The sequence below is a fragment of the Flavobacterium sp. N2550 genome, from assembly GCF_025947265.1.
In the GTDB taxonomy this organism is placed as follows: Bacteria; Bacteroidota; Bacteroidia; order Flavobacteriales; family Flavobacteriaceae; genus Flavobacterium; species Flavobacterium endophyticum.
This window is the reverse complement of the sequence record NZ_CP110007.1, coordinates 1,651,112-1,664,777: the sequence shown is the minus strand read 5'-3', so window position 1 is coordinate 1,664,777 and position 13,666 is coordinate 1,651,112. Positions and strand designations below refer to the sequence as shown.

At 34.8% G+C, this 13,666-nt stretch carries 12 protein-coding genes; 1 reads left to right on the top strand and 11 read right to left on the bottom strand.

The window, feature by feature from the left end; genetic code table 11:
* The first annotated feature begins 191 nt into the window (after nucleotides 1-191).
* Complete coding sequence (locus OLM56_RS07230; protein WP_264528812.1) at nucleotides 192-926, top strand: tyrosine-protein phosphatase; 735 nt, start codon at nucleotides 192-194, stop codon at nucleotides 924-926.
* A gap of 45 nt (nucleotides 927-971) precedes the next feature.
* Here OLM56_RS07230 and OLM56_RS07225 read toward each other — a convergent pair whose 3' ends face one another.
* The 11 genes from OLM56_RS07225 to OLM56_RS07175 form a co-directional block, all read right to left on the bottom strand.
* On the bottom strand, nucleotides 972-3,326 hold the full coding sequence (locus OLM56_RS07225) for a GumC family protein (RefSeq protein ID WP_264528811.1): 2,355 nt from the start codon (nucleotides 3,324-3,326) through the stop codon (nucleotides 972-974).
* 5 nt (nucleotides 3,327-3,331) lie between these two features.
* Nucleotides 3,332-4,111, bottom strand: coding sequence for a polysaccharide biosynthesis/export family protein (locus OLM56_RS07220; protein ID WP_264528810.1), 780 nt, complete (start codon nucleotides 4,109-4,111; stop codon nucleotides 3,332-3,334).
* 54 nt (nucleotides 4,112-4,165) lie between these two features.
* Nucleotides 4,166-6,103, bottom strand: coding sequence for a polysaccharide biosynthesis protein (locus OLM56_RS07215; protein WP_182494279.1), 1,938 nt, complete (start codon nucleotides 6,101-6,103; stop codon nucleotides 4,166-4,168).
* A 251-nt stretch (nucleotides 6,104-6,354) separates the two neighbouring features.
* Nucleotides 6,355-7,494, bottom strand: a complete 1,140-nt coding sequence (locus OLM56_RS07210) for a DegT/DnrJ/EryC1/StrS family aminotransferase (RefSeq protein ID WP_264528809.1) — start codon at nucleotides 7,492-7,494, stop codon at nucleotides 6,355-6,357.
* 10 nt (nucleotides 7,495-7,504) lie between these two features.
* Nucleotides 7,505-8,119: an acetyltransferase gene (locus tag OLM56_RS07205; RefSeq protein WP_264528808.1), complete on the bottom strand. Its 615-nt coding sequence runs from the start codon at nucleotides 8,117-8,119 to the stop codon at nucleotides 7,505-7,507.
* The gene (locus tag OLM56_RS07200) at nucleotides 8,109-8,711 is read right to left on the bottom strand and encodes a sugar transferase (protein WP_264528999.1); all 603 of its coding nucleotides are present in this window, start codon (nucleotides 8,709-8,711) and stop codon (nucleotides 8,109-8,111) included. The genes OLM56_RS07205 and OLM56_RS07200 overlap by 11 nt, the downstream gene beginning before the upstream one ends.
* An 11-nt stretch (nucleotides 8,712-8,722) precedes the next feature.
* Nucleotides 8,723-9,859 (bottom strand): glycosyltransferase family 4 protein, encoded by a 1,137-nt coding sequence (locus OLM56_RS07195; protein WP_264528807.1) that lies wholly within the window; start codon nucleotides 9,857-9,859, stop codon nucleotides 8,723-8,725.
* Nucleotides 9,860-9,863: 4 nt separating this feature from the next.
* Nucleotides 9,864-11,171 (bottom strand): glycosyltransferase, encoded by a 1,308-nt coding sequence (locus OLM56_RS07190; RefSeq protein ID WP_264528806.1) that lies wholly within the window; start codon nucleotides 11,169-11,171, stop codon nucleotides 9,864-9,866.
* Nucleotides 11,172-11,185: 14 nt separating this feature from the next.
* The gene (locus tag OLM56_RS07185) at nucleotides 11,186-12,130 is read right to left on the bottom strand and encodes a hypothetical protein (protein ID WP_182494132.1); all 945 of its coding nucleotides are present in this window, start codon (nucleotides 12,128-12,130) and stop codon (nucleotides 11,186-11,188) included.
* 2 nt (nucleotides 12,131-12,132) lie between these two features.
* Nucleotides 12,133-12,912, bottom strand: a complete 780-nt coding sequence (locus OLM56_RS07180; RefSeq protein ID WP_264528805.1) for a lipopolysaccharide biosynthesis protein — start codon at nucleotides 12,910-12,912, stop codon at nucleotides 12,133-12,135.
* A gap of 20 nt (nucleotides 12,913-12,932) precedes the next feature.
* A complete protein-coding gene (locus tag OLM56_RS07175) occupies nucleotides 12,933-13,658 on the bottom strand; it encodes a lipopolysaccharide biosynthesis protein (protein ID WP_264528804.1) in 726 nt (241 codons plus the stop codon).
* Nucleotides 13,659-13,666 lie beyond the last annotated feature (8 nt).

The following is a 13,666-nucleotide window of genomic DNA, read 5'->3' as shown; positions in this document are numbered from 1 at the left end:
TTAAAATGTTGCGATTGTAATGTGGCCTGCCAAATATAACAATTATAATGCAATAAGAAATTTAATTTAAGCGATTACGTCTTGTCAACATACCTCTAAAGACTGCACCGTTTCATATATTCTGTTATAAAAAATAAGGATTATTAAATTTATGCCATAAATTTGCAACTGAATCTTAAATCCATACAACTTTGTTCTTCTTTACTAAAAACAAGCCGATTCTTAAAGACCTTATTGAGAGCTATGCTGATATCCATTCTCACCTGTTGCCAGGAATTGATGATGGCTCTAAAAACTTTGAAACCACACTTTTTCTGGTCCAATCTTTACATAAAATAGGTTTTGAGCAGTTCATCACGACTCCTCATGTCATCAAAAACATCTGGGACAATTCAAGGTCTGGAATTGAAACGGTTCTTGCTTCAACAACTGAAAAGCTTGCACAAGAAAACACAAATCCGCCATTTAGCGCTGCCGCAGAATATATGATGGATGATTCTTTCTCAAAGCTAATCGAATCCGAGAAATTGCTTACGCTAAAAGACAATTATATTCTTGTGGAAATGTCTTATATCAATCCACCCATGCAATTGTATGATATCATCTTCAACATACGTGTGGCGGGATATCAGCCTGTATTGGCGCATCCAGAACGGTATATTTTTTATCACAATAATTTTGACGAATATAAAAAATTAAAAAAGGCAGGTTGTTTGTTTCAGTTAAACCTTCTGTCGACCGTAGGATATTATGGTTCAGGCGTTGCCAAAGTTGCGCAAAAGCTTCTAGAAAAAGGAATGATTGATTTTACGGGTTCTGACCTGCATCACGAAAATCACTTGAGAAGTTTTGACAAAAAATTATTATTCTCAGATACAACCGCATTGAAAGAAGCAATAAAAGGTAATAACTTTTTTAAACGATAATAAAAAAAGCCCTTTAAAAAGGGCTTTTCTGTTTCTGTAAGATATTTATTTCTTGAATATGTTTTTGTACCAAGGTTTTACTTCTTCTTGAACTCCATAACCGTAGCCATAACCGTAGCCATAGCCTTTCTTGGTTACCTCTGTAGCATTTAATACAAGAGACATGTTTGGTAATTTCTTTTGATTATAGAACATTTCTGGTATATGAAGCAATCGCTTATCTAAATAATTTGCTCTAACCACATAAATAAATGCATCTGCATTTTTAGCAATCAATAACGTATCCGTAACAACGCTTACTGGAGCTGTATCAACGATAATATAATCATAAGCCTCTTTTAGTTCAGCAAACATCTTATTTATCTTGTCATTCATCAAAAGCTCTACCGGATTTGGAGGTATAACTCCAGAAGATAGTACATGGAAATTTTCAAAATTATCAAGCTTCGTAATATAGCTGTCTAAATTTTTATCATGTTTCGAAAGGTAGTTTGTAACTCCTTCAGACTTTATTGGTATATATTCTGCTAATTTCGGATTTCTAATATCCATTCCAACAAGCAGTACTTTTTTTCCAGATAGCGCAATTGTGCCAGCTAAGTTTACAGAAATAAAAGTCTTTCCTTCGCCTGGAATTGTCGAAGTGACAAAAATAGTCTTCCCTTTGTCGCCTTCAACACCTGTCAGCATAAATTCCAAATTCGTTCTGACAATACGTATCGCCTCAGCAGAACTAGAACGGCTGTTGGTATTAATCATTTCTTCATGGGATTCTGATTTAGGAACATCTCCTAGGAATGGAATTGCCAGACGTTTTTCAATATCCATTCTGCCTTTAATTTTTGTATTCAGCAATTCTTGCAAATAAATAATTGCACCTGGAATAGCTATCCCGATAACTAAAGCAATAAGATAAATAACGCTTTTTTTAGGCGAAACTGGAACTCCAGAATAATAACTTGCATCAATAACTTTTGCACTTTGCTCTGTTGCAGCAAGAGTTAAAGCAGTTTCTTCTCTTTTTTGGAGAAGATAAAGATATAAAGCTTCTTTTACTTTTTGTTGTCTGTCAATAATCCTGAATTCTCTTTCTAGACGTGGCACTTCGGCTTTCTTACCGCCAATTAAGGATTCTTGTCTGTCTAAATTTCTCTTTGTAATTGCTAAAGAAGATTGCATTCTGTTTAAGCTTTGGCTAATGTTTGATTTCATTGCCTGAATCTTCTTTGCTGCATTTACTACTACTGGATTTTCTTTAGTAGCTCCCGCTGCAATCCTACTATATTCAATAATAAGCCTATTGTATTCTGTTATTAATTCCGATGCTTCAGACTGCGTAGAAAGAAGGTTGCTTGGAATGAGGTCTTCGGGACCGCTTGAATTTAAAAACTGTCGCATCGATGCAACAACATTTAACTGGATCTCCGTTTCAATCAGCTTCTTTTGATATTCAGCAGCATTTTCAAGAAACATGGTGGCTTCAGTTGGAATATCTGTAAGATTATTTTGTTTCTTAAATCCTTCTACATCTTTTTCTACATCTGTAAGTTCATCTGTAATTAGCTTCAAACGTGTAGCGATAAAATCGGATGTTTTTTCGGCAACAATATTCTTGTCTTCAATAGCATCTTGATTGTAGATATTCACTAGAGTATTTAGAAAATCTGCAGCCCTTTGTGAGTTTGGATCAACAACAGAAAGTTCTATGACACTTGTATTTTTACCAACAGGAACAATTCCTAGGGCGCCTCTATAATAATTTGTGGTACTTTCAATAGGATAAATGATACAATCCATAGAAAAAGCTTCTTGTTTCTCATCAAGGTTAGTTTTTGAAACAGAAAGTGTGCCTTCAGGAATTTTAATTAATTTTCCATATTGAAAAATTCCTAATTCTACATCTTCATCCCTAGAAAGCTTGAATTTGTTTGCATCTACAGATTCAACAGTAAATACATGTGTTTCTTTTTTATATTGCTCATTTAATGGTGAAAAAACTACTATAATAGGAGAAGCCTTATAAAGCTCTGAAGATTTAACTCGACCGTGGCTTATGTAATTAACGTTTAGATGCAGCTCATTTACTGTTTTTTCTGTCAGAGTCCTTGATTTTAAAATCTCAACTTCATTATCAACATTACTTTTTGAAGTACCGACCCCTAGATCTGATAAAACGGAAAGTTCGGAAGCCAATCCTCCTTTTTTGTCGTCTTTTACTAAAATTGTAGCTGTAGCCCTAAATAATGGAGTTGTATATCTTAGATACAGGAAAGCCACGCCTAAAGCAATAATTCCTGAAAGTACAAACCATTTCCAATGCACAAGATATTGCTCTATCTGTTCTCTTATATTAAAATCAGATTCTTGATTTTCATGCGGAATTTCTTGCTTGTCGCTCATATTAATTATCGTATAGTTAAGGCTATTATAGTTACCAATAAAGATATAGAAGAAAGAACGATTGCTGTATTTGGGCCAACTACAGAAGAATTAATCTTTGTTTTATTGGGCTCAACATATACCACGTCATTTTGCTTAAGATAGTAAAATGGAGAATTCAAAAAGTCTGCTTTTGTAATATCTACTCTTGTCGCTTGTTTTTTACCATTTTCTTCTCTGATGACCAAGATATTATCTCTTTTGCCATAAACGGTCAAATCGCCAGACATACTTAATGCTTCCGTCAATGTGATTCTTTCGCTAGTAATAGTATGAATTCCTGGCTGTGTAACCTCTCCCTGAACCGTAATCTTATAGTTGAGAATTCTAAGATTTATTGACGGCTTGTTTATGTATTTTTCAAGCTCTTTAGTCATTTTAGCAACAGCTTCTGTTCTTGTCAGACCACCGAGCTGGATAGCTCCAAGTATAGGAAATTGAATAAATCCTTTAGAATCAATCAGATAGCTATTCATTCTAACTTGCTGATTTTCAACTTCAGATGTTGACTGCAATACTAAAGACGGCATATTAAATGGTGCCGCTACTTCTGGATTTTCGGCCATGACGACAATCATAAGTAAATCATCTGGCTGTAATCTTGTTTCGTAAGATGCTGAATTTTCAAGCTTTGAAAGCTGATCTATGTTTTGATAGTAAGTCATATCTTTTCTTGAAGCACAAGAAAAGACCGCTAGCGATAAAAAAATTAAAATTATTGGCCTAAAATAAATCAGCTGTTTCATATGGGTTTTTTAGTGCAAAGATACTATTTAACAATTAACACACTAGTCGAGCGACTATATTTGGTCTACGTGATTGTTGTCTAATGTTTCGAAAACAGAATTCATACTTTTAAATTCGGGAACAATAAATTTCATTTTTGCAACAATTTCTTCGTTGGAAGTAATTTCTGAGCTGTCTATCAAATCATGGATAGCCTCGCTGACCGCATCAAAATCATCAAAAATTTCTTCGGCAATCATTATTTTTTCGTGATGCGTCGGAAGTGTTTTTGCTGTATCGTTTAGCAATTCTTCATATAATTTCTCACCAGGACGCAATCCTACAACCTTAATCTTTATTTGTTTGTCGGGCATAAAACCTGCCAGCTTAATCATCTTTCTTGCCAAATCAATAATCTTAACAGGGTCGCCCATATCAAAAATATAAATCTCGCCTCCATTACCCATAGCACCTGCTTCAAGAACTAATTGACAGGCTTCTGGAATAGTCATGAAATACCGTATAATGTCTGGATGCGTAATTGTGATAGGCCCTCCTTCTTCGATTTGCTTCTTAAAAAGCGGTACGACTGAGCCATTGGATCCTAAAACATTTCCAAATCGTGTGGTAATGAATTTAGTTCCGTTATTCTCAGAATCATTCCTATATTTATAATTCAAAGATTGGACATACTTCTCTGCAATTCTTTTACTCGCTCCCATGACACTGCTTGGATTCACAGCCTTATCTGTAGAAACCATGACAAAACGTTCTACTTTATACTTATGGGACAAATCGGCAAGAATCTTAGTACCTAATATATTTGTAAATACTGCTTGTGAAGGATTCTCTTCCATCAAGGGCACATGTTTGTATGCTGCGGCATGATAGACTACTTGCGGTTGGTATAGTTTAAAAACCTGCTTTAGAAGTTGTTTATTCCTTACATCAGCCAAAACGTTATGAATCATTATCTCAGGATTGCAATTTGCAATTTCCAGCGACAAGCTATGCAAAGGCGTTTCCGCTTGATCGAGAATAACGATAGTTTTTGGGTTAAATCCTATAATCTGCCTTACGATTTCACTTCCAATAGAACCAGCAGCTCCAGTAACCATAATGGTTTTGCCTCTTAATTGAGAAGATATAGAATGTGTATCTAGAACAATCGGTTTTCTTTCTAGCAGATCCTGAATCTCGAAACTTTTAATATTTTTCGAGATTTCCTCTTGATTTTCCCAATCCGTAATTAATGGTATTGTATATACTTTATAGTTGTATTCTAGGCATTCGTCTACGATAGCTAGTCTTTCTTCTTTGGTAAGTGTTTTGTCTGCAATAATTAAAGCTTCGGCTCCAACAGAGCGCATTACGACAGGAACTCTTCTTTTGAGCTGCAGGATAGGAAGGTCAAGAATTCTTTTTGAGCTATTCTGTCCAAACTTATCAATAAAACCAATTAATTTAAATCGGCTTGGATTTTCTGACCTTAAAGCATTGGCTACCGCTATTGCATTGTTGTCAAACCCATAAATTAGGGCTCTCATCTGCCCGTCTTTTCTTGAAATATTAAGATATTTTTCAAAAGTCTGCTTTACTACAATACGATAGAAAAACAAAAAACAGAAAGAAATTACTCCATTAATGAATATACCCGTATTCAGGAATATTTTATATTCATGATCAAGCATGAATACAAAATTGACAAATACCAAGGTTATAAGAGCACAAAATTGGGCGAAAAATATTTTTACAGCATCAATAAAAGAGGAGTGTCGTATAATTCCAGAATAGGTTCGGAAAACCCAAAAGAAAAAAATATTTACAGCAAAATAAAGAATTGTCCCATAAAAGAGGTAGCCGTCAGGAATATAGGTAAGTTTAATTCCTTTTAGCAACAGGTATGTTATGAGCCCTGCAGCAAATACAATACTCAAATCCAACAATAAGACTACCCATCTGGGAAGATATCCCAAATTCTTAAAACTAAAATTTAATTTTAGCGCTGACATTGCCGTAAACAAATCAGATCTAAAGGATTTTTTATCCAATTCTTTCAATTTTTATTTTTTTAATTTGGGGGAAATTCTAATAGTCCGGCTATTGCTTGGCAAAGTTATGTAAAAAAGAACTATGTTAAGCAAATACTAAAATTTTAAGTATTTATTAACTATTTTTGTTAATAAATCATCTCCAAATTATAACAGACACTATAATATCACAATTATTTTTTAAAATTATGATAATTTTTTAATTATGCTTTTTATTTAAAAAAGTTATTTAAAACCGTCTTAATTCTATTTTTGTCGTCATCAGATAAGTTAGATCCCGAAGGCAAACAAAGTCCGTTGTCAAATAATTTTTCAGAAACATCTTTTCCATAATAAGGATATTTTTCAAAAACAGGCTGAAGATGCATTGGTTTCCATAGTGGACGGCTTTCAATATTCTGTTCTTCAAAAGCCAATCGCAGATCTTCTCTCGTTTTTCCGTTATTTTTCGATGGATCTATTACAATAGCAGAAAGCCAATGGTTTGAAAAATAATCTTCATTAGGCTCGCTTAATACGGTTACACCATCAATATCTTTAAAATAATCTGCATAAAAATCATGCATCTTTCTTCTTAAAGCTACATGCTTATCTAGGATTTCCATCTGACCGCGACCAATTCCCGCACAGATATTACTCATTCTGTAATTATAGCCTACTTCGCTATGTTGGTAATGTGGAGCGTTGTCTCTGGCTTGCGTAGAAAGAAAAACCGCCTTGTCTTTGGCTTCTTGAGTTTTAGTTACGATAGCACCGCCTCCAGAAGTTGTTATAATCTTGTTCCCATTAAATGACAATACTCCTATTTCTCCGAAAGTACCACATCTTTGGTTTTTATAATGACTTCCCAGTGCTTCTGCACTATCTTCTAGAATAGGAATGTCATATTTTTTTGCTACTGCATGGATCTCATCTACTTTGTATGGCATACCGTAAAGGTGCACCGCAATTATTGCTTTTGGTTTTTTGCCATTTGCTATCCTATCAATTATTGCTTCTTCTAAAGCAATTGGACAAAGATTCCAGGTTTCTTTTTCGCTGTCAATGAAAATTGGCGTCGCTCCTTGATACATAATTGGGTTGGCAGACGCAGAAAATGTCATGCTTTGGCAGATTACTTCATCTCCAGCTTTCACTCCTAGAATTATTAGGCCCAGGTGTAAAGCTGCTGTACCAGAACTCAAAGCTCCAACAAAGCCCTCTTGTCCGATATATTTTTCTAAATCTTTTTCGAATCCGTTTACGTTAGGCCCTAGCGGTGCAACCCAATTGGATTCAAAAGCTTCATTGACATAATTTTGCTCGGTTCCTCCCATGTGTGGGGAAGAAAGCCATATTTTTTGATTGCTCATTTTATCTTATCTATTTTTCTGTATATTTTATAATTCTGCCTGGGTTTCCAACAACAACAGCATAATCTTCAACATCTTTCAACACTACTGATCCGGCCCCAATAATAGCCCATTTGCCAATCATAACACCCTGTATTACTGAGGCACCAATACCAACATGTGTTCCTTCGCCTACTTTGACATCTCCTGCCAATGAAGCATTTGGTGAAATATGGGCATAGTCGCCTATGTTGCAATCATGATCTATTACTGCGCCTGTATTAATAATGCAATGTTTCCCAACAACTGAGTCAGGGTTTACAATAGCTCCCGCCATCACTACTGTTCCTTCTCCGATGGAAGAATATTCAGAAAGTATGGCTTTTGGATGTATTACCGTATGAAATTTTGCACTGATTTTTTCAGATATCATTTTGCGAACCTTATTATCGCCAATAGAAATGGTCAAAAGAGTGTCCCTGCTCACTTTAAAATCTTCCGCTTTAATGATAGGAATTTCATAAAGATACTTTTTCTTCGGGCTATCATCTAAGATAGCTTCTATAGTATCGCCCTGCAAAAAAACGGAATCCATAATTACTTTGCAGTGCCCACTTGCTCCATATAATACAATGTTATTCTCCATTAAAAGGTTCTATTGTGGCAGCATCTGCTGCATTTATACCTTCACTTATTATTACTTTTTTTACTGTCATAAAAAGTATTTTCATATCTAATTTAAAAGAGATATTATCAACATACCAAACGTCTAGTTCAAATTTTTTATCCCAACTGATGGCGTTTCTGCCATTCACTTGAGCCCAACCCGTAATTCCAGGTTTCACTTCGTGTCTTCTGTTCTGAAAATCCGAATACAAATGCAGATAGTGGACCAATAATGGCCTAGGACCTATAAGGCTCATATCTCCTTTTATAACGTTTATCAACTGCGGAATCTCATCAAGTGAAGTCTTACGGACAAAAGCACCAATTTTGGTCAATCGATCAGCATCAGGAAGCAGTTTGCCTTGCTTGTCTTTCCTATCGTTCATGGTCTTAAACTTGACTATTTTGAAAATTTCGCCGTTTTTCCCGGGGCGTTTCTGTACAAAAAACGGTTTTCCCTGATTGGCAAAAAACAAAAAGATTGTTATCACCATAAATATGGGCAACAAGCATATAAATCCTAGCAAGGACAAACTAAAATCGATTATTCTTTTTATATATCTTTTATATATCATGTACTAAATCAGTTTTTTAGCAACGAATTATAATATTCAAGCCATAGTCCTGTCAGGATGTTTTTTGAAAAATGTTCTTCAACATACTTCCTGCCGTTTATCCCAAGATTTTGTCTTAATGCACTATCTTTTATCAAAACTTCCATCTGGTTATAAATGGAATCTACATCATGAGCCTTATGTCTTAAACCTGTAACATTTTCTACAATAGTGTCTTTAAGTCCATAGGTATCACTGCATAATATTGGTCTTCCACAAGCCGAAGCTTCAATTATACTTAAGCCGAATGCTTCTCTATGACTAGGCAGGCAAAAAACATCACCTACTTGCATCAGGTTTTCGGGCTTATCCGTAGAACCATACAAAGTATAAGTTCCCCGGTCTAATTCCGCAGTGATTTTTGCACTTATATTCTCTTCATCCGGTCCAATTACCAACAGCTTTACTTCCGGATATTTCGCATTGATTTTTTTAAAAGCCTGGACTAAATCCATTATGCCCTTGTCTGTATTTAATCTTCCGAGAAACATAAAAACGAAGTCTTCTTGAGAATAGTTTAATTCTAATCGGATTTTTTCTCTGATTTCATTTTTCAGCGAGAATCTTGAAATATCAATACCGCTTATTGTTCCTTTCCCTAACACGATTGACCTATTAGGCTTGATAATTTTATTTTCTATTAAAAAATTTCTTTGCGGTTCTCCATCAACAATTATATCTGTACTTAAAGCCACCACAAACTTATCCAAAGTCATCAGAAATTTTTTAAAAACTCCTTTTTTAGTATGCCAAACCTGTCCGGTAAAAAAATAAACTCTCTTCTTTACGCCTACTATCTTACTGGCAAGAATACCTATAAGTCCTGCTTTGGGTGTAAACGTTGTCGTCACATCAAAGTTGTTATTATTGAGATAACGAATCAACAGAAACAGTGCTTTGATATCTTTTAATAGACTAATTTTTCTAAAAATGGGTATGTGCTTTACTTCCTGTAAGTAGCCATTCGAATAATTTTTAATTTCCGGGTCGTCCAAATTAGCCACAAGGTAAACATCATAATCTTTGGAAAGCACTTCAAAATGGTTCTCCAAAAAAGCTTTTGCCGTATAAGGAGTAGATACTATAAAACAAATTTTCTTTTTCATAGCGCTATTCCTTTTTTAGGGCTTCCAGATTATCCTCAAAATTCTTTAGTACATCTTTTTTATTATGCTTTTCTTTTCCAAAATTCCATGCTTTTAAGCCCTTATCATTTAAGCTTTCTGTATGGTCAATTAGATTTTTTAACTTATCTAAAACTTCCTGATTATTGTTTGCCGTAACGCCAATGCCATTATCATAAAGATATTTGATTGATGCTGCTTCTTTCCAACCCATTGCAAAGATAGGTTTTCCCGCTTCTAAATAATCTACTATTTTGGTAGAGAATGACAGAGAAGTGGCTAACATCTGCTGTTTTTCAAAAGACTCCACATGTACGAGTATATCGCCATCATTTAAAATTCCCGGAATTTGAGAATACGGAACTTTGCCCATTATTTCAACCGAACCGGAGCTTTCTAATCTGTGCCTTACCTCTGGAGTAATTTCATTTGCAGTATACAAATATAACGTTGCTTTAATTCCATTTGAATTAATCGTCTTTAAAGCATCAGCTATAGAAAATAGGCTATGAATCCTTCCATAAATTATATTACCGGTATAGATTAGCTTTAAAGGTACATTTGGAGAATGTGTTGGTGGAAAATTTGTAAAATCTCCTGTTTTATATAAGATATCGAAATCGAGGTTATAGATTTTTTTATAAACTCTAGATTGCTCATCAATGATACAATAGTTTTTAGCTGCCAATCGTATGCTTTTGTCCATATGTTTCCGAAGGACAAATCTATTTACCCAATACAAAGGCGACCAGGAATATTGCCTGTAAGTAACCAAATCATCGCAGTGAAAATATACGACTTTTACACCTGATTCTTTTTGGACAAATTTTAAAATGTCATGCATGTAAAAGGAATCATACGAAGGCGAATAGATAACATCAGGATTAAAGTCTTTAATAAAATCTTTTAATTCTTTGCTTTTCCAGTTTACCATTTTCCAAAGCAGTTCCCTGCCCCATAAAAATATGTGGAATCTATTTTTTCTAAAAAAGTCATAGATTTTCTTCTCATTCTGCTCATCTTTGACTTCAGATGTGGCTAGAACAGTTTCTTGTCTGTGAACCTTGATGCCCGCCACGGGGGGGGTCCGCAGGAGTTTCTTAAGAAGAAGACTTTCTGATATTTTGAAATAATTTGAACAAATCTTGTTGTTTGGAATTTCGTCTCTGCAGTATATATTGGCAATATTCTCCGCATCCCAATTTTGAAAGAGATTGGACAAAGTATTCCCGCTATTGTTCGTATCATTCCAGGAATCACGACTTATTACTAAAACTTTTGGCTGTTTTTTCATTCCTTGATTTAGATTTACCAGTAACAAGCGCCTTCAATAGCTTCTGCTTTCTTAGGCTTTTCAGTTTCTAAAGGGCGGATCCAATTTTCGTTGAAAATTTTCTCAAAAATCGGCTTATAATTTCCCTGTTCCCAACGACTGCCTTTTATACCAAACAATAATTGTGTTGCTCCTGCCAAATGTATCGCCTGCTTGTTCATCTTTTTCACTCTTGCTGCCAAAGGAAAACCATAGGCTCCGCATCCGATAATGGCTATATCAAAATCAATCTTTTCAATTTCTCTTGTCATATAATCCAATGCGTCAAACCAGGTTTCAAATCCTTCCGGCTGATTGCCTGCTATTGACTGAACTGCCTTGAATGTTTTTAATTCAAATTCTGGTAAAATATCAGAACCTGGGAATAACAGTTCTCTTTTTTTATATTGCAGTTCGATTGAATCCTGAAACGGATGTACAACCAATACTTTCTTTCCTTTTAAAGCTGCACTCCATGGTTTTTCAGAAAACCAGGGTTCTAAATTTCCAAGTGTCGTAATTTGGGATTGAGGAGCAAAAGTCCCGATGATATAATCTTCTAAAAACCAATTCCAGGCGCCAAGAATATCAACCTGCGTAGCTGCAGTTTCCATTTCATTTACATATCCTTGCAAAAGAGAAATATCCTTGGGAAAAAATCCAGCATTGGAACACAAATAATTGAATTTTAATTTAGATATAGGAGCACCTAATTTTTTGTGCAGGTAATAACTCGCCAAAATATCATTTTCACACCCTCCGTATCTGCCTGCCATAAATGGTTTGCCAGATAGGATTCCTTCGTAGATAATCTTATTTGCCTGTTGGATATCTAAAACTTTTTTACCTGCCACAACTTGTCCTTGTGGAACACTTTTCTTTAAAAACCGTACCGTGGAGTATTTGTAAACTGTTTTAAAAAGGCTTTTTATAAAAATCATGATTATTTGTTTTTAAATTTTGCTGCCAGCTTTAAAAGTACCGATTTAAAAAGTTCTTTTTCGTCAGCACGCAGTCCCGTAAACCATACCGAAATTATATAAAAAAGAGATATAAGAACAGCTTTAAAGGAAAAACGAATCAAAGTTTCTGCCGGCAGAAAATAATTCAATAAAAATCCGACAGAAAGCGTCAATACAAAAGTTCCAATCAAGCTGTAATAGCATTCTTTAAAAAATCGTGGTATCTCTAGTTTTATTTTTTTCCAGTAGATAAAATTCATACCTATAACATGACAGAGCATAGTGCCAGAAAAGATTCCTATGGCACATCCCATAGCTCCATAATGAGGTGCTAAAATAAAAGAGATTATAACGCTGAGAATAGAGGCACCTACAAATATCACGGCTCTATATCGCAATTCGTTTATAACAAATAAATAGGTATAGGCAATTTCCTGGGTTAGGGTCACAAATCCCGGCAAGATTAATAGCAAAATAACATAATATGACTCACTAAAACCACTTCCCATCCATAGAACTACAAATTCTTGTCCAAGAACCACAAGTCCTATGATTAATAGTCCCATCAATATCAATTGAATTCTACCAACCCGAATCATCAGATTGGTGATCTCATGAAGATTATTTTTTTGTGTATCAAGTTGTGACACTTTAGGCAAAAACAAACCGTTCAAAGCATGTGCTAATGTCCAGGTATAACCTTCAATAATGATTCCGATTGAGAAAATAGCTATTTGCTCTGTTCCGGAAACTATACCCAAAATAAACGGAGCAATATTGATTAAAAGCCTTTGTGCAATTCCGATAATCGATACCCAAAAGAAAACTTGACCAACTCTCCCAAGAGTTTTTTGCTTTTATACCTGAAGTCAATCTTAACGGATGTTTTCTTTGAGAGATAGAAAAACTTTATGCCTATAATAAGCATTCCAATGGCTGCATTTATGGCAACCAAGGCATATAGCTTATAGCCTAACAGTAATGCTATGATCATTAAGATTACAATTCCTACCTTACTGATGATGTCGCATAATTTTAAAAGAACAAAGCGTTCATAGGCAATCAGAACTCCATCCAACGGCATAAACGGAAAGGAAATCAAGCTAAAACCGCCAGCAATCAGATAGACTATTTTAAACTTTTCAATTTCAACTGGACTTAACTCAACAAATATGTGCTCTATAAAAAAATAAACAACGATTAGCGTAATCAGGATCAAGCCATTAATCAGCAAATAAAACTTTGAAGTAAGCCCCAACATCTGGTTTATTTTTTCGGGCTCATTATTTGCCTTGTATTTGGATAGAAAACGTGCAATTGTCTGTCCCAAACCAAAATCCATCACAAAATAAGACAGAAATGCCGTAACCAAAATATACAAACCATAATCTGATTTGCCTATTTGCTTAATCATCCAGGGCGTGTATAGGAAGCCTACAATAATATTAAATACTATTGCACCATAAGATATGATAGCTCCTAATTTAATTTGACTTGAACTGTTCATCGAATACA

Excerpts from the sequence above, each read along its gene's own strand:
- OLM56_RS07225 (WP_264528811.1), bottom strand. The coding sequence starts at position 3,326 with ATGAGCGACAAGCAAGAAATTCCGCATGAAAATCAAGAATCTGATTTT.
- OLM56_RS07220 (WP_264528810.1), bottom strand. The coding sequence starts at position 4,111 with ATGAAACAGCTGATTTATTTTAGGCCAATAATTTTAATTTTTTTATCG.
- OLM56_RS07215 (WP_182494279.1), bottom strand. The coding sequence starts at position 6,103 with ATGTCAGCGCTAAAATTAAATTTTAGTTTTAAGAATTTGGGATATCTT.
- OLM56_RS07210 (WP_264528809.1), bottom strand. The coding sequence starts at position 7,494 with ATGAGCAATCAAAAAATATGGCTTTCTTCCCCACACATGGGAGGAACC.
- OLM56_RS07205 (WP_264528808.1), bottom strand. The coding sequence starts at position 8,119 with ATGGAGAATAACATTGTATTATATGGAGCAAGTGGGCACTGCAAAGTA.
- OLM56_RS07195 (WP_264528807.1), bottom strand. The coding sequence starts at position 9,859 with ATGAAAAAGAAAATTTGTTTTATAGTATCTACTCCTTATACGGCAAAA.
- OLM56_RS07190 (WP_264528806.1), bottom strand. The coding sequence starts at position 11,171 with ATGAAAAAACAGCCAAAAGTTTTAGTAATAAGTCGTGATTCCTGGAAT.
- OLM56_RS07185 (WP_182494132.1), bottom strand. The coding sequence starts at position 12,130 with ATGATTTTTATAAAAAGCCTTTTTAAAACAGTTTACAAATACTCCACG.
- OLM56_RS07175 (WP_264528804.1), bottom strand. The coding sequence starts at position 13,658 with ATGAACAGTTCAAGTCAAATTAAATTAGGAGCTATCATATCTTATGGT.